27 protein-coding genes are annotated in these 24,594 nt (G+C 47.4%); 18 read left to right on the plus strand and 9 right to left on the minus strand.

All coding sequences use genetic code 11. The features are described 5' to 3' along the window. Positions 1-102: 102 nt before the first annotated feature. From KDK18_RS02030 to KDK18_RS02060, 7 genes are all read left to right on the plus strand, one after another. The gene (locus KDK18_RS02030) at positions 103-375 is read left to right on the plus strand and encodes a type II toxin-antitoxin system Phd/YefM family antitoxin (RefSeq protein ID WP_257252833.1); all 273 of its coding nucleotides are present in this window, start codon (positions 103-105) and stop codon (positions 373-375) included. Next, positions 372-812, plus strand: coding sequence for a type II toxin-antitoxin system VapC family toxin (locus KDK18_RS02035; RefSeq protein WP_257252834.1), 441 nt, complete (start codon positions 372-374; stop codon positions 810-812). The genes KDK18_RS02030 and KDK18_RS02035 overlap by 4 nt, the downstream gene beginning before the upstream one ends. 159 nt (positions 813-971) lie before the next feature. Further along, complete coding sequence (locus tag KDK18_RS02040; protein ID WP_257252835.1) at positions 972-2,042, plus strand: extracellular solute-binding protein; 1,071 nt, start codon at positions 972-974, stop codon at positions 2,040-2,042. An 84-nt stretch (positions 2,043-2,126) separates the two neighbouring features. Further along, the gene (locus KDK18_RS02045) at positions 2,127-3,230 is read left to right on the plus strand and encodes an ABC transporter ATP-binding protein (RefSeq protein WP_257252836.1); all 1,104 of its coding nucleotides are present in this window, start codon (positions 2,127-2,129) and stop codon (positions 3,228-3,230) included. Between the two features lie 2 nt (positions 3,231-3,232). Then, complete coding sequence (locus KDK18_RS02050) at positions 3,233-4,096, plus strand: ABC transporter permease (RefSeq protein ID WP_257252838.1); 864 nt, start codon at positions 3,233-3,235, stop codon at positions 4,094-4,096. A gap of 79 nt (positions 4,097-4,175) precedes the next feature. After that, positions 4,176-4,955, plus strand: coding sequence for an ABC transporter permease (locus KDK18_RS02055; protein ID WP_257252839.1), 780 nt, complete (start codon positions 4,176-4,178; stop codon positions 4,953-4,955). 162 nt (positions 4,956-5,117) lie between these two features. Further along, positions 5,118-6,557, plus strand: a complete 1,440-nt coding sequence (locus tag KDK18_RS02060) for an O-antigen ligase (RefSeq protein ID WP_257252840.1) — start codon at positions 5,118-5,120, stop codon at positions 6,555-6,557. Here KDK18_RS02060 and KDK18_RS02065 read toward each other — a convergent pair. Then, positions 6,550-6,990: a hypothetical protein gene (locus tag KDK18_RS02065; protein ID WP_257252841.1), complete on the minus strand. Its 441-nt coding sequence runs from the start codon at positions 6,988-6,990 to the stop codon at positions 6,550-6,552. The genes KDK18_RS02060 and KDK18_RS02065 overlap by 8 nt on opposite strands. Positions 6,991-7,141: 151 nt before the next feature. Here KDK18_RS02065 and KDK18_RS02075 point away from each other — a divergent pair, with 151 nt between their 5' ends. Both KDK18_RS02075 and KDK18_RS02080 read left to right on the plus strand, forming a co-directional pair. After that, positions 7,142-7,600: a prepilin-type N-terminal cleavage/methylation domain-containing protein gene (locus KDK18_RS02075; protein WP_373691136.1), complete on the plus strand. Its 459-nt coding sequence runs from the start codon at positions 7,142-7,144 to the stop codon at positions 7,598-7,600. A 594-nt stretch (positions 7,601-8,194) separates the two neighbouring features. Further along, entirely contained in the window at positions 8,195-10,132 is a 1,938-nt protein-coding gene (locus tag KDK18_RS02080) for a hypothetical protein (protein WP_257252842.1), read from the plus strand. A 194-nt stretch (positions 10,133-10,326) separates the two neighbouring features. On the opposite strand, the gene KDK18_RS02085 is transcribed toward KDK18_RS02080, so the two are convergent. From KDK18_RS02085 to nadC, 3 genes are all read right to left on the minus strand, one after another. Next, positions 10,327-12,009, minus strand: coding sequence for a helix-hairpin-helix domain-containing protein (locus tag KDK18_RS02085; protein WP_257252844.1), 1,683 nt, complete (start codon positions 12,007-12,009; stop codon positions 10,327-10,329). A gap of 93 nt (positions 12,010-12,102) precedes the next feature. Continuing rightward, positions 12,103-13,119, minus strand: coding sequence for a UDP-glucose 4-epimerase GalE (gene galE / locus KDK18_RS02090; protein WP_257252845.1), 1,017 nt, complete (start codon positions 13,117-13,119; stop codon positions 12,103-12,105). A 17-nt stretch (positions 13,120-13,136) separates the two neighbouring features. Then, on the minus strand, positions 13,137-14,015 hold the full coding sequence (nadC, locus tag KDK18_RS02095) for a carboxylating nicotinate-nucleotide diphosphorylase (RefSeq protein ID WP_257252846.1): 879 nt from the start codon (positions 14,013-14,015) through the stop codon (positions 13,137-13,139). A gap of 145 nt (positions 14,016-14,160) precedes the next feature. On the opposite strand from nadC, the gene KDK18_RS02100 reads away from it, so the two are divergent. The 4 genes from KDK18_RS02100 to KDK18_RS02115 all read left to right on the plus strand — a co-directional run bounded on the left by KDK18_RS02100 (position 14,161) and on the right by KDK18_RS02115 (position 15,921). Then, the gene (locus KDK18_RS02100) at positions 14,161-14,667 is read left to right on the plus strand and encodes a hypothetical protein (protein WP_257252847.1); all 507 of its coding nucleotides are present in this window, start codon (positions 14,161-14,163) and stop codon (positions 14,665-14,667) included. 34 nt (positions 14,668-14,701) lie between these two features. Further along, entirely contained in the window at positions 14,702-14,959 is a 258-nt protein-coding gene (locus KDK18_RS02105; protein ID WP_257252849.1) for a hypothetical protein, read from the plus strand. Between the two features lie 27 nt (positions 14,960-14,986). Further along, positions 14,987-15,316: a hypothetical protein gene (locus KDK18_RS02110; protein ID WP_257252850.1), complete on the plus strand. Its 330-nt coding sequence runs from the start codon at positions 14,987-14,989 to the stop codon at positions 15,314-15,316. Positions 15,317-15,411: 95 nt separating this feature from the next. Further along, positions 15,412-15,921, plus strand: coding sequence for a hypothetical protein (locus KDK18_RS02115; RefSeq protein ID WP_257252851.1), 510 nt, complete (start codon positions 15,412-15,414; stop codon positions 15,919-15,921). Positions 15,922-15,944: 23 nt separating this feature from the next. On the opposite strand, the gene KDK18_RS02120 is transcribed toward KDK18_RS02115, so the two are convergent. Then, complete coding sequence (locus tag KDK18_RS02120) at positions 15,945-16,862, minus strand: 2-dehydropantoate 2-reductase (protein WP_257252852.1); 918 nt, start codon at positions 16,860-16,862, stop codon at positions 15,945-15,947. 255 nt (positions 16,863-17,117) lie between these two features. On the opposite strand from KDK18_RS02120, the gene KDK18_RS02125 reads away from it, so the two are divergent. Then, positions 17,118-19,061 carry an AarF/UbiB family protein gene (locus tag KDK18_RS02125; protein ID WP_257252853.1) on the plus strand — a complete coding sequence of 648 codons (1,944 nt, stop codon included), beginning with the start codon at positions 17,118-17,120 and terminating at the stop codon, positions 19,059-19,061. A 51-nt stretch (positions 19,062-19,112) separates the two neighbouring features. Here the strand turns inward: KDK18_RS02125 and KDK18_RS02130 are convergent, their stop codons facing one another. Together KDK18_RS02130 and KDK18_RS02135 are read right to left on the minus strand one after the other, a co-directional pair. Continuing rightward, positions 19,113-19,607, minus strand: a complete 495-nt coding sequence (locus KDK18_RS02130; protein ID WP_257252855.1) for a GNAT family N-acetyltransferase — start codon at positions 19,605-19,607, stop codon at positions 19,113-19,115. Next, on the minus strand, positions 19,604-19,879 hold the full coding sequence (locus KDK18_RS02135) for a DUF1778 domain-containing protein (protein WP_257252857.1): 276 nt from the start codon (positions 19,877-19,879) through the stop codon (positions 19,604-19,606). Before KDK18_RS02135 ends, KDK18_RS02130 begins: the two co-directional genes overlap by 4 nt. A gap of 257 nt (positions 19,880-20,136) precedes the next feature. On the opposite strand from KDK18_RS02135, the gene KDK18_RS14600 reads away from it, so the two are divergent. The 4 genes from KDK18_RS14600 (at position 20,137) to KDK18_RS02155 (ending at position 23,966) form a co-directional block, all read left to right on the plus strand. Further along, positions 20,137-21,309 carry a MerR family transcriptional regulator gene (locus KDK18_RS14600; RefSeq protein ID WP_257252858.1) on the plus strand — a complete coding sequence of 391 codons (1,173 nt, stop codon included), beginning with the start codon at positions 20,137-20,139 and terminating at the stop codon, positions 21,307-21,309. A gap of 47 nt (positions 21,310-21,356) precedes the next feature. Next, positions 21,357-21,578: a dodecin gene (locus KDK18_RS02145; protein ID WP_257252859.1), complete on the plus strand. Its 222-nt coding sequence runs from the start codon at positions 21,357-21,359 to the stop codon at positions 21,576-21,578. Positions 21,579-21,674: 96 nt separating this feature from the next. Next, a complete protein-coding gene (locus KDK18_RS02150) occupies positions 21,675-22,160 on the plus strand; it encodes a YajQ family cyclic di-GMP-binding protein (RefSeq protein WP_257252861.1) in 486 nt (161 codons plus the stop codon). Between the two features lie 240 nt (positions 22,161-22,400). Then, positions 22,401-23,966 (plus strand): MFS transporter, encoded by a 1,566-nt coding sequence (locus KDK18_RS02155; RefSeq protein ID WP_257252863.1) that lies wholly within the window; start codon positions 22,401-22,403, stop codon positions 23,964-23,966. A gap of 27 nt (positions 23,967-23,993) precedes the next feature. Here KDK18_RS02155 and KDK18_RS02160 read toward each other — a convergent pair whose 3' ends face one another. Further along, on the minus strand, positions 23,994-24,188 hold the full coding sequence (locus KDK18_RS02160; RefSeq protein ID WP_257252864.1) for a hypothetical protein: 195 nt from the start codon (positions 24,186-24,188) through the stop codon (positions 23,994-23,996). Between the two features lie 3 nt (positions 24,189-24,191). Beyond that, positions 24,192-24,506: an MGMT family protein gene (locus KDK18_RS02165; protein WP_257252865.1), complete on the minus strand. Its 315-nt coding sequence runs from the start codon at positions 24,504-24,506 to the stop codon at positions 24,192-24,194. Positions 24,507-24,594: the final 88 nt, after the last annotated feature.

Raw genomic sequence — 24,594 nt, forward strand, 5'->3', positions numbered from 1 at the left:
ATTTCATGTTGGAAACTGGGCTCCCCTTCAGGCTCATTTCATATTGGAAGAGACTGAGGTTGACATATATGACTAGTCAGACTAGTTTTTTTAAGGTGTGTCATGATTCAGGAGATTGAGATGGAAAATCAATGGCAGTTACAAGAGGCGAAAAGCAAGTTTAGTCATATCGTGGACAGGGCTCGCCAGTACGGTCCGCAATTTGTGACCCGTCACGGGCATAAAGCGGCTGTCATTCTTTCGTTTGAAGACTATCAAAAGATGTCTGCACCAGAGAATAGTCTGAGTGACTTTCTAAAAGCATCTCCCTTTTCGGATGCTGATGTTGAAGTGTTTGACAGAAGTAAAGAAACTCCGAGGGATGAAGATCTGTGAAGTATTTACTGGACACCTGTGTATTGTCAGAAGCATTCAAAAAAAATCCTGATCAGCATGTACTTGAATGGATGGATAGTTGTGAGGAATACAAGCTCTATTTGAGTGTTTTGACTCTGGCAGAAATTGAAAAAGGAATAGGGAAATGCCAGGAGCCGACAAGACAGGATAAGTTGCGAACCTGGCTTGAGTTTGATCTTATGGAGCGCTTCAAGCACAGAATATTGCCTGTAGATCTTGGGGTGGCAATAGCTTGGGGGCGTATCCAGTCTGAATCTGAAAAAAAGGGCGCACCTATGCCTGTGATTGATGGGCTTATAGCTGTCACAGGCTTGGTGCATGACTGTACTGTAGTTACTCGAAATACAAACGATATGCGTATGTGCCAGGTACAGTTATATAACCCATGGGAACGTACAGTGTCATCCAGACCCTGACCCGCAAAATTCATAAGGCGGTTTTGAACAGCCACATATTTTTAAAATAAATATGAACAGGCTCATATCTTTATTGACCTTCGTTTTAACGAGTGAAACATTTCTGTAACAAAATTGCATAACAATAGTGAGCAATAACAAACCTCATAGAGGCGCTCCATGTTGAAACCAATGAAAGGTCTGCTAGCGCTGACCATATCCACCGTTGCCATGCTCACCACCAGTGCACAGGCGGAAGAACTAAGAATTCTGACCTGGGGAGGCTATGCGCCTCAGGAAGTGATTGATCAGTTTGAACAGGAAACCGGTATTACCGTTAAGGTCACCAAATCCAATAACGAAGATATGATTTCCAAGCTTCGCGCTACTCGCGGTGCTGGTTATGATCTGGTGCAGCCAAGTCAGGATCGTATTGTCGGTGCGCAGAAAGAATATCGAATTTATAAACCTGTTGACCTCAGTAAACTCGATGCCGGTCAGTTTATTCCTTCCATGCTGTCTGCCACCAAAGCCAACACCACCATAAACGGTGATGTGTACGGTGTGCCTCATATCTGGGGTACCAGCGGTCTGATTACCGATACTGCAGGTAGCAAAAGCAGCTACAGTTTTAATGACCTCTGCTCTGATGATTACAAGGGCAAAGTATCCTATCGCCTGAAGCGTCCAACCCTGATTGGTTTCGCGTTTGCCATGGGCGAAGACCCATTCGCAGCCTACAACGATCAGAAAAAATACGCTGAAATTCTGGGCAAAGTTGAGCAGAAGCTCATCAACTGCAAAGCCAATGTTAAAGCTTACTGGGAAGGCGGTGATGCTTTGCTTAACCTGCTGCGCAGTGGCGAAGTCACTTTGGCCATGGGTTGGGATGCAGGCGGCTGGAAGCTGCATAAAGAAACGACCAGCATCAACTTCGTACCACCAGAGTCTGGAGCACTGGGCTGGATTGATACCTTTGCCCTGCCCGCCAAAGGCAAGAATGATGAAGCTGCTTATCAATGGATCAACTTTGTAATGCAGCCTGAGATTGCTGCCAAAATCACCGAGGCTGCGGGTAACTTTACCGCATCTGCCGGTGCTGAAGAGTTTGTTAACGAACAGCTCAGCAACAGCTATAAGATCAGCTACAACCAGAGCAGTCTCGATAATATCAAGTGGTATCCGCCAGTACCTGCAGGCCTGGAAATCATCGAAGGAAAAACGCTGGATCGTATCAAAGCCGCACAGTAATCAGTTATAGCTTTACCCGCCAGTCCTGTTTTTTGCTGAGAGTTATATGACAGAGGCTGGTGGTTTTTCAGGATGTACACCCTCATGACTTTCGATCTCGAATGCCGCAATGTTTTCAAACACTTTGGCAGTTTTCAGGCAGTAAATGACATTTCTCTTGAAATCCCTGCTGGCTTCTTTTTCTCCATACTGGGCCCCTCTGGCTGTGGCAAAACCACGCTGCTGAGAATGCTTGCCGGTTTTTCTGAACCTGATCAGGGAGAAATTCTGATAAAAGGAAAGAAGATGGCTGGTATCCCGGCTAATAAGCGTCCGGTAAATATGGTGTTTCAGCACCTGGCTCTTTTTCCCATGATGAATGTTGGGGAAAACATTGCTTACGGACTCAAGCGCAACAGGGTACCAAAGCCGCAAAGGGATAAAAAAGTTGCCGATGTTCTGGAACGTATTGGTTTGACGGGTATTGAAAAAAAATCGGTCAATCAACTCTCCGGTGGACAGAAACAGCGGGTGGCAATTGCTCGATGTCTGGTGCTTGAACCGGATGTTCTCTTGCTGGACGAGCCTCTTGGCGCTCTTGACCTGAAGCTTCGGGAACAAATGAAAGTCGAGTTAAAAAAACTGCAAAAAGCGTTTGGTACCACCTTTATTTACATAACCCACGATCAATCTGAAGCAATGGTTATGTCGGACCAGGTAGCCGTCATGAATCATGGCCGTTTTGAACAGGTGGGCTCTCCGCAGTCGCTTTACTATGAGCCAAAAACGTCATTTGTCGCTGGTTTTGTTGGTAATAACAATCGGGTGGCCGGGATCGTTGAGTCTATTGTTGGTGAAACGGCAATAATCCGATCTAACGCCGGACAGCAATTTAACACTGCGTTTCCAAAAATAGACCTTAAAGCAGGAGACGCTGTTGATTTGTTTATCCGCCCGGAAGCCATTCATATCCGGAGAGATCAGAGCGTAACGTCTGAAAACCATATTAATGGTCGGGTAGAAAATATTCTTTTTGATGGCGGTAATAGCCAGATACTGGTGAAAGATATCGATTCATCCCAAGAGTTGAGTGTTTCGTTGCCACAGACTCGAGAATTTAATGATCTGGTGGCTGGAGACAGAGTCTCATTATCCTGGGATATGCAACAGAGCAATATTTTTCTATCAAATAAAAAGAGAGAATCTTGACCATGACTGGTAGAAAACTCTCTTTTTATCTGCTGTTAATGCCACTGCTGCTGACGCTGACATTGCTGATTCTGTTACCACAGCTGGATATGTTGGGCATCTCAATGAGAGAGCGAGTCAGTTACGGTGTTTATGAGTTCAGCCTGCTTCATTATCGGGAGTTTTTCACAGAGCCGCTCTATTGGAATACATTTTTGCGCACTGCGGTGATGTCCATACTTGCTACGGCCCTGACATTACTGATCTCCTTTCCGGTTGCCTGGTATATCGCCAAAATTGCCCAGGGTAAAAACAAGAACCTGATGTTTCTTGCCTGTCTGATTCCATTCTGGGTCAGTGAACTTGTGCGAACCTATGGCTGGATGATTTTGCTGCGTGAGAGCGGTGTTGTCAGTGGCTTCCTGCAATGGATTGGAGTGGTGGACGCGCCAGTAGAGATGCTGTACAACGACATTACTGTTATGACGGGCCTCGTTTATGCCTCCATGCTCTTTATGGTAGTGCCTCTGGTCAGCACCCTGGAAGGAATGGACGACAGCCTTGTAGAAGCAGCTTATGACCTGGGCGGTAACCACTTCACGGTGCTTCGCACAGTCATTATTCCATACGCTGTACCAGGCATCGTATCAGGATGCATCGTCGTCTTTATGCTGACCCTTGGTAATTATCTGACACCGACACTGTTGGGTGGTAAAGACAGTCTCTGGTTTACCGAGCAGATTTTTACCCAGTTTATTACCCGCTTTAACTGGGAACAGGGAGCAGCCTTTGGCGTTTTATTGCTCTGTCTGTCGTCGCTGATTGTCTGGCTTGGACTGAAGCTCAGCAAACAGTCCTTCAAACAGGCATTAGCCAGTGAAACCTGAGAAATAGATCATGATACCGAGTATTCCCCAAAGCAGAGCATTTCAGAAAACCTACACGGTTTATGTATGCTTGTTCTTTATGTTTCTTTTGGCTCCACTTGTCGTCGTTGCCGTTTTCTCAATGAACGACAGTGTATTTCCTTCCCTGCCGTGGGAAGGGTTTACTCTGGACTGGTATTTTGCCGACAACAAAGAGCGTCGTGGCTTATTTCATGACGGTGCGATACAGGAAAGTATTATCACTAGCCTCATGATCGCACTGTTTGTTGCTATTCTGTCCGTCACTTTAGCTATCACTAATGCACTGTTGTTTGAGCGATATGATTTTCGGGGAAAACAGTTTCTCTATAGTTTGATGTTGCTACCACTGGTGATTCCGGGCGTCATTCTCGGGATTTCCATTCTTTCTTTCAGTAGCGGCATCGCCAATACGATAGAAGACAGTTATGGACTCGATCTGGAGTTTTTAAGGCCCGGTCTGCCACTTATTGTTCTTGGACAATTTGTATTTATCAGTACTATGGCAACACTCGTCATTTCAGCACGACTGAGAAAGCTGGATACCGCAATGGAAGAAGCTGCTTTAAACCTGGGTGCAAGCCGTTTTGAGATATTCACAACGATTACACTGCCCTGGTTAAAGCCAGCGGTGATTGGCTCAGCGGTTGTGGCTTTTCTGATGTCTTTCGAGAATTTTAATACCACATTAATTCTTGCAGGCAGTGATTCCCCATTAACGATTACATTGTTTGATCGTATGAGGGAAGGTTCAACACCGGTGCTCAATGCGGTTTCGACACTATTGATGGCAGGATCTGGTGCACTGGCCCTCGTCAGTATTTTTATCCAAAGAAAGTAATTGAAATAGTTAAAGGACAGGCTCATATTTTATTTCCTTTTAGTTTGGTTTTGATCGTAAGGATTACAGTCTGAATTTTGAGCCTGTCAGCCCTTTATGAGGCTATTTTTGCCTGACTTGCAGCCGATATCTGATCATTGTGTCCATTGATATTCAGCACTCATGTTCACAGTTATTCATCAGTCTCTCCAAAAAAATGCAGTGTTCCTGCTAATCACATTGACGCTGTTGGCAATGTGGTCGGCTCTTTTAATCTGGAATTTCGGGCTCTCCAGCTATAACTTCAGGCGAGTCGTTCAGGTGATTTTTCTTTCTGTGATCTTTGGAGTATTCCTTAGCTATCAGACCCTGAATGGCTTTGCTCAATTGCCATTTTTAGCCAAGGTCTTGATCTTCCCCGGCCTGGTGTTTGGCTCATGCTCTGCATTAATGAGTGAATATCCGGTAAAAGGCATTCAGGAGGTTGGACTCTATGGCCTGTTGATGATGAGTTCATTACTGCTGGCCAAGAGTATTGATGAGAGAAGACTGGCGGGGGTTATCAGTGTCATCGGCTTAGCGATAGGGCTTTATGGTTTTGGGTACCTGTTTCACTATGCTGTTTATTTGCAATATCCGCCTGACGCATGGAGGCACACGGTTTATGGATTCACTAACCCCAGAATTTTGAATCATGCGCAGAACTGGCTGATTCCACTGTTGGCGTTGTTGCCCCTTTTATCGAAGGACATGGGATCTCTGGTTCAGAGATTAAGCTGGGTTCCTTTAGTGGTCATGTATTTTTTCGTTTTTTTATCAGAGAGCCGAGGTATTGTTCTCTCTTTGATTATGAGTGGAATAGCCATCTACCTCTGTTTCCGGAAGGCAATCACAGCCATCATTCGAGTTCATATAAAAGCATTGATCGTTGGGCTGCTCGCTTATTGGATTTTGATCTGGCTTATTCCTTTCTTTCTGGGGAATGGACTTGATGGCTTCAGGCCGCTCTCGTCTGCATTGAAAACCTATGACCGGGTTGAGCTTTGGATTAGTGCCTGGCAACTGACATTGCAGAACCCCATGCTTGGGGTCGGGCCACAACAATTTATTCTTTCATCAGGCAACGGACTGGGATCACCCCATAATGTTGTTTTACAGTGGCTTTCTGAATGGGGAACGCTGGCCACACTGTGCTTTGTAATCCTATTGCTCTGGGGCAGTGTTTCTTATCTGGTGGGATTGAAAAAACGTTTAGACGGCGGGCAGATCTCCGGGCGAAAAGCCTATATCCAGATATCGGCTCTGTGGGCTATTTCGAGTGCGGCTCTTCATGCCCAGATCAGCGGTGTGCTCATCACGCCGATGAGTCAGATGATGATGGTGCTGGTAGTGGGTTATTGTCTACACGCTCACGTTAACGACAGACTAATGGCCAGTGCTCAAGTAAAGGGTTGCGAACTGATTATTTCAAAGCTTTTGGTTTTAACGCTCATCGTGTTGTCGATGATCTTCTTTATCATTTTTTATGTTGAGTTCATTCAAGGCACCTATCCTGTTTCAATTCCCTTTGAATCCATGACCCCACGCTTCTGGCAGAATGGAGCCTTTCACCTCATTAATTAATATGTACCTCTCTGGCGATTAGCTTTGGGCTCAGCAAACCCTCGTAGGAAAAAAACTCTTGAGTGCGTCCTTTCTTATAGCTGACTTCATAGAGCATTAAAAAAGGAAGTCCACCTCCCCGGGTCATTTGTTTGAAATCCGCATGCCAGCCAACAAAGGTATGATCCTGATATTGCCCCAATTCACTGCTCAATAGTGGTCTGAAATTGTCTTTTCCTGAGCCTGTGGTTTTGAGCGTGTGGTGACCCGATTGAATAATCAGCATCAGCTCCGAGCCCTGTTCTTTCTCGAAATAGCGATCCACTTCACCTTGGTAAATGGTCTGAAGACTCAAAGCTCCGGTGACTGCAGTGGATGCAAGCACCAGCACAACGGTTATGGCCCGAGCGGCAAGAGAGAGTCTTTTATTATCGAAAAGGTTGCGATTTTTCACGATAGCCGCCTCTGTAACTAAGTCTGTATTGGGGTTATCGGGTCACACTTGAAAATCACGAGAAATTAGCGGGCTTAAAAGCCTAAAGCTCTGGTCATGAGCGCCGAAACATGTTGCTAGAGACTGACCTGTGGGGCCCCGGGTTTTGGCGTTGGGCAACTATTCAATGACCGAGGATAACGAGATGAAAACATGGATGTCCAGGACGCTGGGTTTCACGCTGATCGAACTGATGATCGTAGTAGCGATCATTGGTATTCTGGCGGCAGTGGCGATTCCCCAGTACCAGAACTATACCCGTAATGCGACGGTAAATGCTGCATTGAGTGAAGCCAGCCAATATAAAACCGCAGTGGGTATTTGTGCTCAAACCAACCCTATTACTAGTTGTGATGCAGGTGCATCTGGTTCTGGTATTCCTGCGGCACGAAACACAATTACTGGGGTAACGGACGGGGTTATCACCATTACCCCAGGTGGAGCCTATGATGGTCAGACTTTAACGTATACTCCTGATTCAACAGGCACCGTATGGACTCTTCGTTGTAATGGTGGTGGTACACTCTGTAGTAATGATTCTTTAACTGGTACACCTGATTTCTCGCCCTAGAACTTCATTGGGATAGTTCTTACCCAGGCCGGATTTAAACCCGGCCTTTTGTCTGTCTGGCGTTTATTTGACGATAAGAGTGACTTCAGAATGGTGCCTGGCCTAGTTGTAGCTGCTTGCAAATAAAGTCCGTTTTACCCGCAAACCCCCCCCCTTTTTTTGATCCCTAATCAACTGAAAATAAGACCCTGAGCATGCTCGTATTTATTAAGAATGTGCCCAAATGAATCAAGACTAATGGCTATTACCCAATAGCTGTGTGCTGCGGACTCGAAAGATACCCTTCTATTTTGCAGTTTAGTTGCAGCATCTTTAAAGGTTCACAAAAGCAAATACTACAACGGTCAAAAAAACTGTGATGTGAGCATTGTCGGGGATGATGACTTTAACCCATGATCTGACACACGCCCTTTCATGAGACATGAGGGTAAAGAACAAAAGACATTAATCGTATAAATCGATACAACAGCGCTTTAATGGATTTTTAACGGGAAAGCACACTTATTTTCTTGATCTATCCTTCCTTTCTGTAAACCGGAAAGCAGGGATAGAATTATTAAACACTCACTCTTTGTAGCAGCGCTCTTACTGCTATTGTTTTCTGTCAACTGCCAGACCCAACCATTGACAGAACGTTATATTGTCGAGCTTGAGCAGAAAAAAGGTTCTACGAAACAGCGCTTCACTATAATGCGTGACCGGCGTACATTCTCAGGTAACCCGTCAGTCATTGCCTACGCAAACAGTTATACAGAATCAGGCTTGCCACCTGATCACAATCCACACAAATCGGGCGAATACGGGGTTAAAACAACACATATTGAATCGATTTCATGGCAATGGCTCTACAACATCCAGCTGCTGGTGGGTTACGAACTAATCCTGACAACCAAAGGCGCCTCTCTAAAAATCACACCTTATTCGTGGTCACCTGTAGAAATGGCCGTCACTGTCAGTTGGCTTTTACAGAACTATTGGAACCCCGGTTCACCGTCGTTTAACCCGAGTGGACAACAAAAGGCGAGTGAGTTTCATCCGTTTGCCACCATCACTATGATGTTTGGCTCTGGAAATAACCATCAAACCTGTCAGCAACAGGGCCAGCCATCAGAATCGTCCGGCCAGAATGCCACCTTAGCCACAGGCTATTGCACCAGTCTTGTGTGCTCTGACTCTGGAAACGGTAACGGAGACCCTCATCAACATTTGCACAGTTTAGGTTTAAATTGTTTCGTCCAGCCCTGTCACGGCGTTTGTCAATTCCGATCCTCAACCGTTAGCACGGGGTTAGCTCAATCGCCGTTGGATTCTGTAGGAGTTTCGACAGTAGCAACACCCGGACAAAACGCTCCTTTGAATAGCTGCAACTCTTTAGAAGGGGTCGCCTCAGACGGGGTTGCCTCAGACAGGGTTGCCCTGAACTCAGTCGATGCAGGGGAAGCCAGTACAACGGCTCCTGCCGGGAAAGCAACTTGTAACGTGATAGTGGTCGAGGAGGATGGTCAGCTGCGGCAATGCTGGAAAGTCTGCAAGAATGCTCGTGCTCTCTACACACACAAATACATGTACCACAGCGGGCAACAAACCTGTGAATTGCCCGTGTTCGGGGAGGATGGCCATCAGCAGCCATGTGGGAAAGTATTCAAGCATGTCCGATCTCTGTTATGTCACAAAAGCAGATACCATACCGGGCAACGAACCTGTGAGGCCACGGTAGCCGGAGAGGATGGCCAACAGCGACCATGTGGTGTGTCCTGTAAAAATGCCAGAGCCCTGACCGATCACAAAGACAGATACCACAGAAAACAACGAACCTGCGATGTGGCTGCGATCGGGGAAGATGGCCAGCCGCGGCCATGCGGGATGGTCTTCAACGGCCCTAAAGCGCTGTTGGATCACAAAGCAATCTACCACTCAGAGCCACAAACCTGTGACATGACCGTGCTCGGGAAGGATGGCAAACAGCGGCCTTGCGGGACGGTCTGCAAGAATACCCATGCCCTTCACTGTCACAAAAGCATTTACCACAATGGACAAAAGACCTGTGACATCACTGTGGTCGGGGAAGACGGCCATGAGTGGCCATGTGGGAAAACCTTCAAGCATGCCCGATCACTGTCATCTCACAAAATCAGATACCACACCGGGGAACAAACCTGTAAGGCGACAGTGGTCGGTAAAAGTGGCCAGCAGCGACCATGCAGAACGCTCTGCAAGAATGAACAAGCCCTGATAAATCACAAAGACAGGTACCACAGGAGTCCACGAACCTGTGACGTCATCGTGGTCGGGGAAGATAGCCAGCTGTTGCCATGCGGGAGGGTATTCAATGGCCCCAAAGCGTTGTCGGATCACAAAAGAAGCTCCCACAGTGGGCCACAAACCTGTGAGGTGACGGTGACCGGTGATGATAGCCAGCTGCAGCTATGCGGAAAGGTTTGCGACAGTCTCAAAGCCCTGTCGAATCACAAACGAATACATCGAAAACGCAAGCTTGATGACCTGAAATGCAATGATAAAGATAGTCCTTGATCTAGCCACTGCCCTTTCATAAAGATAACAATCAAAAGACACTCTTCATCTAAGTGGGAGCATCAGCGCAGTAATTGTTTTTTAACGGCATGAACCCGTATAAGATTATGATCCTGCTGCGGAACGAGACAGCCCGGAAGCCAGAGAGGTTTTTATTGTTGATGCTTTTGAGACTGCTTAAGGCGGAAATACAGTCATGGTCGTCTAAACCATTCAATAGAGTCCCTGATGCTCGGAGCATTTAAATAGCTTTTAGCTCTCCGAGCCTGCTCAACGGACATCAAAGCCACAGCAGCTATTTCCTGAGGCGTAGCATTAAGAATTTTTTTCCAGCTTTTGAAATGGGCTACCAGTTTTTCAGAACGACTTTCTCCCACCTGTGGAATGCTCAAGGCTCTTATCTGGGACTTCAGAGAAGCCATGTGGAGAGTGCTGAGTACCATTAGCAGTTGTTTCGATGAGTGCTCATTTAAGCCTGCCTGTTTCAGATCATATTCAGACATTTTGAAACTATCTGGTAAGCGGCTGATAATTTTATTTAACATCAGTTTTTTAATCAGAGGCTCGTGCAAGAAGGGAATATCCAACCTTGTCCCCAGCCACTTTACTCTTGCCGTCAGCTGTTCTTCACAGCCGGGCTTCAACTCCAGGCAGGAGAAGGCATCGTAACCTGTCGGGTCTGGTGGTGTCGATTGGGTGCGATGCTCCGGTCTCAGAACAACCTGACCAAAAACGGGTGTAGCGGCACCTTTCAGCTGAACAGAAATCTGGTCGCCAATAGCAATATCCTTCCCAGTCAGGTTTTTGATGCTGCCCAGTGATACCTGACGGACTGTCTCCCCTCTGATTGCTACCGGTTCCACCTGAAGTACCGGGGTGATATGGCCGGTTCGTCCCACTCTGAAATCAACGCCCTTAACTTCCGTTACCGCACTGTCTGAAGCGAATTTCCAGGCAATGGCCCAGGCAGGGCTGCGGCTGTCCCAGCCCAGTTTTTTGCGAAGCTCGAGGTTGTCCAGTTTCAGAACAATACCGTCCATCAGGAAGGGTTCTTCACCACTGGGTTTGCTGTAGGTTTGACGAATTTTTTCTATCTCTTTCAGAGTATTCACCAGATCGGTATACCGGGCAGGCAGTTCAAAGCCATAGCTGTACAGGGTGTTAATAACCGTTTTGTCGCTCTCAAACGGGCTGTTGACCCAGCGCCAGGGGAAAAACTCGATACTGTCCAGTGAACTAACATCCAGTTCTTTGCGACTGATATGGCCGGAGACAAAATGGCGGGCACTGCTGTAAGTGGAATGTCTGACGGTCTCACTCAAACGGGCAAACAGTTCTCCATGGAGGATAATGTCATTGTATTCCGTTTTCAGCACTTTCGGGATCATGGGCATCTGTTTGACTGCATCTAGAATATTCTCTCCTCTGTCGCCTGTGCCACGGGTGGAAGCGGCTACCAGTTTGCGGTTCTGATAAACCAGCTCAACCGCAACACCATCTATCTTGGGTTGAACCAGAATGCTTTCCTTTCCGGCTTCTTTGAGGAATTTTTTGATGTCGTTAATGTCCCGGGCTTTTTTCAAACTACCCATAAAGGCGCGATGATCGACTTGTCCTTCGGCATTCTCTTCAGCGACAGCGGGGAGTGTCAGTTCTGGAAAACAGTGTTTCAGAGATTGCAGTTGAGCTTTTAGCGCATCGTATTCATGGTCGGTAAGGACCGGAGAGTGCTTGTTGAAGTAGAGATCGTCGTGGTGTTTGATTTCTTTGTGCAGAGCAGTGATCTGCTTTTCAGCCTGCACAGCAGACCAGCTTGGGCAGGCACTCCATGCCGCCACTGGGATGAGCAAAAGTAAGGGTAAAAAAAGGTGTTTCATGATCAGTTTTCCGGGGCGGGTATCGTCTTTTATTGATCGGCAACAAAAGACGAAACTGATCGGGAGGTGGGTCAGAATCAAATGGCTATAAGTTTACGGGTTATAGCCATTGGGATTTTCGGACTGCCAGCGCCAAGCGTCGGTCACCATGTCTTCCAGTCCTCGCTCTGCTTTCCAGCCTAGCTGATTGAGGGCTCTTTCGGGATTGGCATAGCAGGCAGCAATGTCTCCGGAACGGCGAGGTGTGATTTCATAAGGCACATTTTGTCCAGACGCTTTCTCAAACGCTGCAACGATTTCCAGTACGCTACAACCTTTGCCTACGCCGAGGTTCCAGATATGTACGCCTTTGGTTGTACGAAGTTTTTCTATGGCTTTGACATGGCCCAGTGACAGATCCACGACGTGGATATAATCACGAACTCCGGTGCCGTCGACGGTGGGATAGTCGTCACCAAAGACTCGCAGTTTTTCCAGCTTTCCAATGGCCACCTGAGACACATAGGGCATCAGGTTGTTGGGGATGTCATTAGGATCTTCGCCGATACGACCAGAAGGGTGAGCGCCTGCCGGATTAAAGTAACGAAGCAGCGCAATGCTCCAGTCTGTATCTGATTTGAAGAGGTCTCCCAGAACTTCTTCCACCATCAGCTTCGAGCGACCGTACGGATTGGTGGCACTCAGCGGAAAATCTTCCGTGATCGGCAGAGTGGCCGGATCACCATAGACAGTCGCTGACGAGCTGAAAACGATACGTTTAACACGAGCTGCCTGCATGGCCTGACAAAGTACCAAGGTGCCGTACACATTGTTGTCATAGTAATCGAGTGGAATCTCGCAGGACTCTCCTACGGCTTTCAACCCTGCAAAGTGGATGACGGCTTCAAAATCATGCTGTTGAAAGAGAGTGTCCAGCAAGGCTCGATCGCGGATGTCGCCGTTCACAAACTCCAGTGTCTTGCCAGTTATCTCCTGAACCCGGCGCAGAGATTCTTGGTGGCTGTTGCTAAGGTTGTCCAGAACTACTATTTCGTAGCCGTCGTTTAATAATTCCAGGCAGGTATGGCTACCGATATAACCAGCCCCCCCTGTGACCAGAATTTTACTCATGCTCTGTGGCTTCCTGTTCAGATCTCTGTGATATCAACCAGTCTCATGGAAAGGTCAACGGACTCAATGTCTTTGGTGAGCGTTCCGATAGAAATAAAGTCGACGCCGGTCGCTGCGATCATCGGCAGGCGCTCCTCGGTGATTCCTCCGGAAGCTTCCAGTCCGGGCTGAGGCGCTGGCAGAGTTTTGTTCAACTCAACGGTCTCACGCAGTGTTTCCAGAGGGAAGTTGTCCAGCATGATAATGTCGGCACCAGCGCTTCTTGCCCGTCGGAACTCCTCCATGTTCTCGACTTCCACTTCTACGGGTTTGCCCGGAGCCATGGTTCGGGCGGTGTCGACTGCCTGCTCAATACCCCCGCAGGCGGCAATATGGTTTTCCTTGATCAGGAAGGCATCATAAAGTCCGATTCGGTGATTGTGGCATCCGCCTGCCTTGACGGCGTACTTTTGAGCAAGACGAAGACCGGGCAGGGTTTTGCGGGTGTCCAGCAGTCGAACGTCTGTCTCTTTGACCTGACTGGCATAGTGATAACAGCGGGTAGCGGTGCCGGAAAGGGTCTGAAGGAAATTCATGGCAGCACGTTCACCGGTCAACAGGCTTCTGGCAGGGCCTTCCATGTAAACCAGAACCTGATCCGCTGCAACACGTTCACCTTCCTTAACCTGCCAGTTCAGATTGACCGATGAATCGATCTGTCTGAACACTTCATCAAACCAGGGGCGTCCGGCAATAACGGCAGGCTCACGGCATAGGATACGGGCTTTGGCCATTTGCCCGGCAGGAATCAGAGAGGCCGTAATGTCACCTGAACCGATATCCTCTTCCAGAGCATGGCGAACATTGCGCTGGATAGTGTCGATCAGGTCGGAGGTGAGATTGTCATGGGGCTGCATGTTGAGTCTACTTATGTTTTACCGGGAATGATGAAAAATTGGCTGGGATTATAAACAACTTGATGTCTTTGGTCTTGCCGATTGCAATAGCCTGTCTTGATCTATAATTGTAATCCCTTTTAAAACACAGTGGGAGGCACATAGTATGTTCATCATCAGGTTCTTTGCCTGTGCCCTTCTTGCTCTGGTCATCTCCGGCTCTCAGGCATGGGCCGGGACCACACAAATTGACTCCTACCCAGCCCTCAGGGACGCTCTTGAACAGGGAGAAGTGCCTATTATCGGTGTGATTGATTTTGCTCAGTGCACGAGTAAGTCGCAAAAGACTCTGGATTTTCGGGGAAAAGAGATCACTATTTTCAAACGAAACGCCATCTACGAAGACGGCACGGTGAGTATGCTAACCACCTACAAAGTGAATACGCTTATGGATGAAAGCAAGTGGGCCAGTCGTCTGCCAGACCGGACAGAAGACATGCCAGTCTGGATAGAGTGGCAGAGTGGCTACGACCTTTCCAGTCAGGATGATAAGGAATTTAAAGTCAAGTTTATTGCAGCGGATGCAAAGACCGGAAAGACCCTCATAACCGGAGACTACAGGTGCCCACTGGGATCGGCTATTAAGTTATGGCGTACACCTCACGGTCTTTGAGATCTCATATGAAACACAGCAACAGGCAGAAAACATGTGCATTGTCAGGTTGGTCGCCTGTGCTTTTCTTACTCTGGTTATCTTTTTTTCTGAGGCGTGGGCCGGGAACACACAAATTGAATCCTACTCAGCGCTCAAGAGTGCTCTTGGGCAGGGGAAAGTGCCTGTTAACGGCCTGATTGATATGGAACAGTGTCAGTATAAGTGGCCATTATCACTGAATTCCAGAGGAAAAAAGATGATTGTTTTTAAACAGAACACCATTAATGAAGATGGCTCAATAGTGATGTGAACGAGCTATAAAGTGAGTATGCATTTAATGGCCGAACTCAAGCTTGCCAATCCTCCGCCAGAGTGGGTAGGGCAAGTCTGGATAGAGGGGCAAAGTGCCTTCACTCTTTCCGAGGAGGATGATGACCAATTTAATATAAAGTTTATTGCGACAGATACAAATACCGGAGCGATCCTGAGCGCAGGTCAATACAGGTGCCAACTGGGATCGGCTGTTAAGTTATGGCGAACACCTCACGGTCATCAGGGCGTCGGCAGTTTTTATGGTTACTGGGTGCTGAGTTCTGTCATTTCTCTCATTGGTGGCTGGTTAGCCGGTGTTTTTACCACCGGTTTTTCAGCCAGCTCAATCAGATAGCCGTAAAATAGATATCTTTGGTCTTGCCGAATGCAATGGCGCATCATCACCTATAATGGAGATTTCTTTCAAAACGCAACAACAAGCAAAAACACATGTATATTTTCAGGCTGATCACCTGTGCTTTTCTCACAGTGGTTATCATCTGTTCCAAGGCATGGGCATGGGCCGGGGCCACACAAATTGAATCCTACTCATCGCTCAAGAGTGCTCTTGAGCAAGGAGAACTGTCTGTTACCGGTGTGATTGATCTCGACCAGTGTACGGATAAGTGGCCATTATTTCAGAGTCTCAAAGGAAAAAAGATGACTGTTTTTAAACAAAACAACATTAATGAAGATGGCTCAATAGTGATGTCAACGAGTTATAAAGTGAGTACGCATTTAGTGCTCGGACTCAGGGATGTCCCTCCTGAGCCGGAATGGGTAGTGCCAGCCTGGACAGAATGGCAAATTGTCTACACCCTTTCCGAGGAGGATGATGGACAATTTAAAATAAAGTCTATTGCAACGGATGCAAAAACCGGAGTTATTCTCAGATTTGCTCACTACCGGTGCCAACTGGGATCGGCTATCAGGTTATGGCACTCGCCTCACGGTCGATGAGGTAATGGCGTTTTTATTTCCGACTACCGGATGCTGAGTTCTGCCAACTCTCTCATCAATGCCCGATTGACAGGTGTCTCCACCCCCAGCTTTTCGGCCTGCTCAATCAGATAGCCGTTGATAAAAGCCAGCTCGGTTTTTCGACCCTGTCGGACATCCATGCAGGTGGAGGAGTGATTCATCGCAGTATCCCGACAGACTTGCCTGACTAACTCAGAAAGGTTTCCTGAACCGGGAATACCGGCCGATTGCCTCACCTGCATCACTTCTTCAGCCAAGGCTGCCAGACGCTGTTGACGTTCTTCAGTGTTCAGAAGTTCACCATTCCTGCAATCATACAAGGCAGTAAGACCGTTGATGGCACAATTGACCGCCAGCTTATCCCAGAGCTTTTGTTCAATCTTATGGGTAAACTGAATATCGATTGGCAGTTTTTCCAGAGCCTCTTTGAAAGCGTGCCAGACAGATTCGTCAGGGTTCTGAACGACAGGACCGACCCAGGTTGATCCACGACCGGCATGGCAGACATGCAGAAAGTCTTTCATCCATGCCCCTTCTGTCGTCGATGCGGCCCATATGGTTTGTGAGCTGAAATGTTGTGCTACCGCTTGCTGGCTTCCCATACCGTTCTGCATTACTAGTATCTGACATTGGTCTGATAAATGATCAGCCAGTGAGAGAACCGCAGCTTCAGCATCCTGAGCTTTTGTGCAGACCATTAAATGTGTGATCGAGTCAGTGAGAGATTCGGGAGAATCCACTTTGATGGGGTAGTGTTGAGTGGTGCCATCCAGTTCATCAATGGTTAGAACAGGCTGGGCAGCATTGAGCGAGCGCAACCTTTGTTCACGAACAAGCAGGGTGGGTTTCATTCCGGCCTTGAGGAGATGAGCTGTCCACAGGCAGCCCATACTGCCAGCACCGATGATATGCCAGGTCACTTCTTGGCTCACTCTGGTTGAGATAATCCGCGCGAGTTTAAACAGTCAAAGATGATATGTGAATATTGAGTGTCGCCTGCGGAGTAAGTCGGTCTCTATTTGTTCTCGACCACTCAATTTTTCTTGACCTGTTTACCGCTGTGTCAATTCAACATTGAAAAAGGCAAAAAATAACAAGAATTAAAAATGAACTTCTTCGATTCGTTCAAGTCAAAAATAGCAGGTAAACAATATGGATGAGCCAAGGAGAATGATATGGATGTTTCCAATAATACCGGAGGAGTGACCAGCACCGGTGCTTACAGCAGGGTGTCTGAGACTACTGCTTCCACCAGTGCATCATCAAAAAGCACTGTCACCGCCATTAATCCCGATAAGCAATTGCAACCGGCGCATGAATACCCTGCAGCCGATCACTCCAGAGCGGGTGAAACCCTGGTTTTCAGGACGATATCTCAGGCGGCTAGCTCAGTGACACAAGGACTCACCCGCTCCCTTAAAAGGACATCACGTGTTCTTGGGTTGGCTTATAGTGGCTGCACTACACTGGCGAAGGTGGCTTGTTATCGTTCTCCTGAACCAATTGCTCAGTTTTTTCATAAACATGGCGGGCTGTGCGGCAAAATAGGCCAATACGTAGCTGCAACACAGGCACCGGCTGAGTATTTCAAATCATATCAAGATCTTCATAACTACACGACTGAAATAATCAAAGTCGCAAGCCAGTATTCGGCAGGCAAGGTTGATCCTGAGGTAATCAGGAAAATTATCGAGCACAATCTGGTTAATGTCGGACTGCTTTCTGAAGATGCCAAGTTGGAACGATCAGGCACAGTTGATAATGACAGCGGTAGCCAGTTCATAGCTAACAGTGCCGTTTCAGCAGTACCTGTACGGCATGTTGAAACACTTGGGCGTGGGACTGTTTGCCAGGTCGATAAGTTCAATATTGGTGGAAGAGATTTTGCTGTTAAATCTTTATCACCTGAGTTGGCAGAAAAAATTAACATTGATGTTTCGATGATGATCAGCCTGTTTTCTACCCTCCATGACTGGGGTTTTATCTCTAAGATATGCTTTGACGACATATCCAGTGCATTCAAGAATTTTAGTAATGAGTGTGATTTATCACGGGAACTTACGTTTACCGAAAAAGCGTCTGAGGCATTAAAAGATTTGACAGAAACCAGGCAGTATCAGGTAAGTACCGGTTCAGGCTATCAGGTGCCGGTTCAGTTCAGGGTACCTGAGGTGTCTGTACCTTTATCCCGTCCTGATGCCCTTGTGATGGAGTATATTGATGGCTGTTCTCTTGATCGGGCAGACGCGTTAAGGGAAAGGCTCACTTCGTGGCAGCCGGACTGGAAAGAGGGTGGAAGGTTAAGTGAAGCGGAAATCAATACTATTATCGTCGGCATTCATAAACTTGTGCTAGAGGTTTATTTGGATTTAGTCAGTGAATCCTGTTTTTTAAACACCGATTTCCAAACGGGCAATTTCATGATGAAACTGGAGAGCGATCGTATCAGTATTTATTGTATTGATCACGCCAACAGTAGCGCCAATAACGATATTTTGCGCATAGTGAAAGACCCTGTTTATTATTCACTTGTTACAGGACTGTTCTTGTTATTTCATAACCGTGCTAACGGGAATGGCCTGGGTGAGGAGCCAGATGTCCCCAGTCCAATGGATACAACCGACGAAGTTGACATCCGGGATCTGGTTTGCACGGCAATATCCCCGAAAATACTGGAACGTTTAGAAAAATCTATTGAAACTCATCGTAGGGGCTTTGGATCGGATATCATACCCCCCATTGATGAATTACAAAAATTTCAGGAAGAAGCTACCGTTGGAGAAATTTGCAGTCAGATTTATCATTGGTTAAAAGACAACTCGGACCATTCTGATACGGAGGGGCCTTTCCAATCAGAGGCTGCGTTTGTCGAGCCATTGACGCGATTTTTGATCCGGCTTGCCATGGAACATGAGGAGCAAGATATGCAGAAGGCTGACATGGCAACCTTGCACAAAGTTGTCACTGTTCCTTTTGACAAATTTGTTCAAAGTCTGGGTTTTCAGACCAGTCTGGTCAATCCTTTATTACTGCGGGTTGGGAAGCAGTTATCTGCATATCGTCAGTATATAGGGCAACTGGAGTCGCTAATGGATAACTGGGAGTATTACCGAGAATAGCAAGCTATTTGATGAACAAAGGCGGGGAGTGTCACTGAATAGTTGCAATGATTATTGCAGGCTGGCTCTGATCTCTTTAATGGTGATAAACAATTTGTCTGGATTATTAATAAAAGGTGTGAAACCAAATTTCTCATAAAAAGCAGCTATGCCGGATTTGGCATCTACGACAACCAATGGGAATCCGACAGTATCTCTGGCTTGTAGTAATTTATGCAAAGCGTCAATTAACAACCACTCTCCATAACCCTGCCCGGAGTAGTATTTGTTGATGGCTAAGCGGGCAATCAGCCCTGCCGAACCCGCGCTACTGTGTTTTTTTTGCAGTCTGGCAGGCAGAGCCTGCAAGTCCAGTGGAATCATGGTCAGCGTGTAATGCCCGATAATGGTTTCTGGACAATCTGAGTCCTCCAGCACAAAGGTTCGGGTATTGTCATTCCCTGCCTGCTGCCTCGCCATCATTTGAAGATAATTGTTCAGGGCAGAAACACCGCAATCAAAGCCTTGACGGTCGTGTTTGCTCTTATCGAGAATTAAAGTTTTCATTTATTCCCTGTCTTTTTATAACGCTGGGCCGCCTGCTTAAGTCGAGGATTGGGTTTTAAATCTTTATCCAGAGCCTGCACAAGTAACAGAGCATCTTGCTGGCTCAGTTTCAGGGATCGCTCGCTGTCCATGATCTGTTTGGCCTTCTCAATAGCAGCGGACAGTACAAAGGAATTAATGCTGGAAACACCGATAATAGCCGCAGCCTCAGCCAGTAGTTCTTTTGTATCTGTATCAATACGGGTGGTGATTCTGGGTAGTGATGTTGCCATAAATCCTCCTTGTTATGTGTCATAATGGCAAATAGAGTATTTTTCAATCTTTTTTGAAAATCAAACATATGTGGAGAAATTGTTGTGTCGAACTTCAGCGTAAGACCTCCACTGAACTAGACGTTGATGACACTTTACAGGCTTTCGGCATCTTGGGATTGGTCTCTGTTTATTTCCGGGCGTTCAATTTTCCTTGACCTGTCTACAGCTTTATAGCTTAAAGTTCCTCCCTGTTGATGATTTGAGGATACTTCAGTGTGTACCGAATTTCTGAATTAGCCGCCGCTGTCGGGCTTTCACGCACTGCGCTTCTTTACTACGAGAAACAGCAGCTTATTTCAGGTAAGAGGCTTGAAAATGGCTACCGTTTCTACAGCGATGAAGACCTGCAAAGAGTCCGCCTGATTCAGCAACTGCAAGCGGGAGGGCTGACTTTGAAAGAGTGCAAAGTTTGCCTTGAAGAAAAGATAGACAAAGATTTGTTACGAAATCGCTTAAGGCAGCTTGATGAAGACATTGCATTGAAGCAGCAATCACGAGCGTTGCTGGCAGCCATGCTGGGTGAAGGTGATCTCAGAACCTGGCATGAAGACCTCGAAAGGGTGGCTCCGGATGCTCATCTTAACTGGCTGGTGAAGCAGGGTTTTACTGAGAAAGAAGCCCTCAGATTAAAATGGTTATCAAAAGACATGAATGATCACGAAACCTATATGAACGACTTTATGAAAGTTTATGAGACGCTGGAACGTTGGGGGCCAGGCAATGAAAAAGACACACTGAAAGCCTTGTCTCTGCTGCCTGAAGCCCCTGCTGATATTCTGGAGATTGGTTGTGGCACAGGTCTGTCAACCAAGTTGTTGATAGACAATACCGACGCAAACATCACTGCAATAGATAACGAACCGTCAGCACTGGCTCGATTGGAAGAACGTTTTGAGGAACAGGATATTTCCGGAAGGCTTTCCAGTGTCTGCGTCAGCATGACTGAATTGCCCTTCGAGAATGAAAGCTTTGATCTCATCTGGTCAGAAGGCAGTGCTTACATCATGGGGGTTCAAAAAGCACTGACTCAGTGGCGGCCGCTTCTTCAGCCCGGTGGCTACATGATGTTAAGCGACCTGGTCTGGCTGACAGATCAGCCGGACAAAGAAGCGATGGCGTTCTGGGAGCAGTCCTATCCTGATATTCAGGCGATTAGCACTCGTTTGAAACAAATGGATGCTGCCGGGTATGATGTAGTCGACCACTTTTCTCTCAGCAGGGAGTCGTGGGATAACTACTCTGAACCACTGAAAAAACGAATCCATGATTTGTCATCAGATATGTCTGAATCAGAAGCGTTGAAGGATATCGAGAGTGAGCTGGATATCTACAGTAAATTCTTGGGGCAGTTCGGCTATCAAATGTTTGTTCTTGCCAAGCGCGATTAAAAGGATGTCTATACTACCTCTACGTTCCAACGTCGTGGAGAGTACTTATGTCACACATCTATAAAATTCTGGAAGTGGTAGGCAGCTCAACCGTCAGCAGCGACGATGCCATACGCAATGCTATTGCCACTGCCAGTGTCACTCTGAATCACCTGGGCTGGTACGAAGTGGTGGAGCATCGGGGTCATATTGAGGATGGTGAGATCGCACATTTTCAGGTGACCGTGAGAATTGGTTTCAGGCTGGAAGACCGTGGTAAAGCGTCTTGATTGCCATACCCGTTGTAACGGGGGCTTGCCATTCAGCAGGGATTCTCGGATACAATAGTCATCTACTTTCAGAGTTTGTTGATTGGAAAATCCCTCATGCCTTCATTTGATATTGTTTCAGAAGTGGATATGCACGAGCTGACCAATGCGGTCGATCAGGCGAACCGCGAGCTGACCACCCGTTATGATTTCAGAGGGGTTGAAGCCAGCTTTGAAAAGAGCGGTGAAAACCAGATTGTGATGACAGCCGATGCTGACTTCCAGCTGGTGCAGATGGTTGAAATGCTGAAAACCAAAATGGTCAAACGGGGCATTGATGTTAAATGCCTGGAAGTGAAAGACCATTATGGTTCTGGCAAGCAGGTTAAACAGGATGTCGTGGTTCGTCAGGGGCTGGATAAAGAGCAGGCCAGGAAAATCGTCAAGATGATCAAGGATGCCAAGCTCAAGGTACAGCCTGCCATTCAGGGCGAGCAGGTTCGCGTCTCTGGCAAGAAGCGTGATGATCTTCAGAGCGCTATTGCTTTGCTGAGAGAAGCGGACACCGAGATGCCTCTTCAATACAATAACTTCAGAGACTGATCCTGACAGGAGAGGCTCGCCTCTCCTGTTGAGCAACATCCAGACGAAAAAAATGTTCCCCGGCATGTTCAGGTGTGCTTTGATTAAAACTTCCCGGGAGTTCTGCGACATAAACTCAGTTCAATAGATTCGACCACTGGAAGGCACAATCATTATGTTGATATTATCGGGACAGTTTTCCACCAAGAGTTCAACGAAGAACACTATAAAAACCGTCAAAAGCACACCCGGAGGAGCAGAATGCAACTAATGAACGCTTCTACCCGTTCCTGGGGAGAGGCATGGAAGAGTTTCAGGCATCCTAGGGTAATCAGTGCTCTGTTTCTTGGCTTTTCAGCAGGCCTTCCCATATTACTCATATTCAGTAGCCTGTCTATCTGGTTGCGGGAGGCGGGTGTTGAACGCAGCATGGTGACTTTCTTCAGCTGGGCTGCCCTGGGTTATTCATTCAAGTTTGTTTGGGCCCCATTGGTTGACCGGGTTCCCCTGCCATGGTTGACAAAAAGTCTCGGGCGCCGAAGAGCCTGGCTGTTACTTGCCCAGTTTGCGGTGATGGCTGCTCTTTTATTTATGGCGAGTCATGATCCCATCTATGGATTGACCTGGGTTGCAGTAGGGGCAGTGATGCTGGGGTTCTCATCGGCCACACAAGATATAGTCATTGATGCCTATCGTATAGAAGCTGCGGAGAGCGATCTTCAGGCCATGATGTCTTCCGCTTACATTGCAGGCTATAGAGTCGGTATGATAGTAGCCGGGGCAGGCAGTCTGGCATTGGCCAGCTGGTTTTCAGGTGGCGACGAATCCGTTTACCACTATGAGGCCTGGGCTTCTGTTTATCGTTGTATGGCGGCGTTCATGCTGGTAGGGGTTGCCACCACACTATTGATTTCAGAGCCTGAAAACAATCAGTCAGCCTTCTCTGAACAATACGGTACCCGTGACTATGTTCGTTTTCTGGGGTTGTTTGTAGTGGCAGCAGGCGCTTTTGTGGCAGGCTTTACATTGACCCCTGAGATAGCTTCCCAGTTGAAAACGACGCTGGTGGATGGCGGGCTTTCTGCACATGTTGCAGGATTCTTTTCTGAATTCTTCCGGTTGCTGTTCAGTGTCGCTCTGGGTGGAGGGTCTGCCTGGTTGATGATCAGCCTGAACGTAGCACCCAGGGGGATGGTCAGAGAAACTTACGTCACACCATTTACTGACTTCTTTGCGCGTTATGGAAAACTGGCGATCTATATTTTGCTGCTGGTTGGCACTTATCGGATTGCTGATATTGTGATGGGAGCCGTTGCCAATGTGTTTTACAAGGACATGGGTTATAGCAAGGAACAGATAGCGGCTATCACCAAAACCTTTGGTTTGTTGATGACCATTGCCGGTGGTTTCCTGGGCGGGCTGTTAGCCCTTCGCTACGGTGTGATGAAAATCCTCTGGATCGGTGGGCTACTGGCTGCTGTCAGTAACCTGCTGTTTTCCATGCTGGCACAAATGGAACCTGAAACCTGGATACTTGCTGTGGTCATTGCAGCTGATAATCTCAGCGCCGGTATTGCTTCTGCTGCCTTTGTGGCTTTCCTCTCCAGTCTGACGAACCGGGCATTCACAGCGATGCAGTACGCAGTCTTCAGTTCACTGATGACACTGGTACCCAAACTGATGGCAGGCTACTCCGGCAGCGTCGTGGATGCGGTGAACTACCCCATCTTTTTTGCAGGCTCCGCTATTCTTGGATTGCCAGTGTTGCTGTTAATCACTTATTTACAGAAGCTGATGGAGCAGTCTGAGGAGGCTGCTCCCGATTGACGAGGCGGGCAAAAAAGCCCGCTAACTCTATCTTTTGATCTCGGCGATCAGTTTTGCTTGCCACTGCCCCTTTTCCTGTTCTGGAAGCTTGCCGAGAGAATCCCTGCAAACATGCACCATTGCCTGGAGAATGGTTTCAGGTTGATAGTTAAGGTTTTCCAACTGGCGAATAATTTCAATCGCCAGGGCAATGTCTTCAGGGTGCTGATCCAGGTCGTTCAAGATTTACTCTCCACTCCATTGAAATAGCTTCAGATTGACTTTGCCATTGAGCAAAGTGATACCTTCTGATTCAAGCAAGGATTGCTGTTGTTGATACTTGGCGCTGGACACTGGAAACGAAATTTGTCCTTTGCTGTTGATGACTCTGTGCCAGGGAAGTCCGGAACCTGAAGGTAGTTGCTTTAGAATGTTACCGACTACCCGGGCATAGCCTGGTGCACCGGCCATGTTGGCCAGTTGTCCATAGGTGACCACGCTACCCTCGGGTATTTTGGTCAGGATGAGCCAGATATCGGATGGACTGAACGGTGCTTGCAAGCCAAGTCTCCAGGCTGATTGTATAAAGCAGTCATCTAGCAGCCTGTCGGACTTAAGGCTGTCCTACTGCGGTTGCAATAAATTGGTC

It is taken from the genome of Endozoicomonas sp. SESOKO3 (assembly GCF_024606255.1).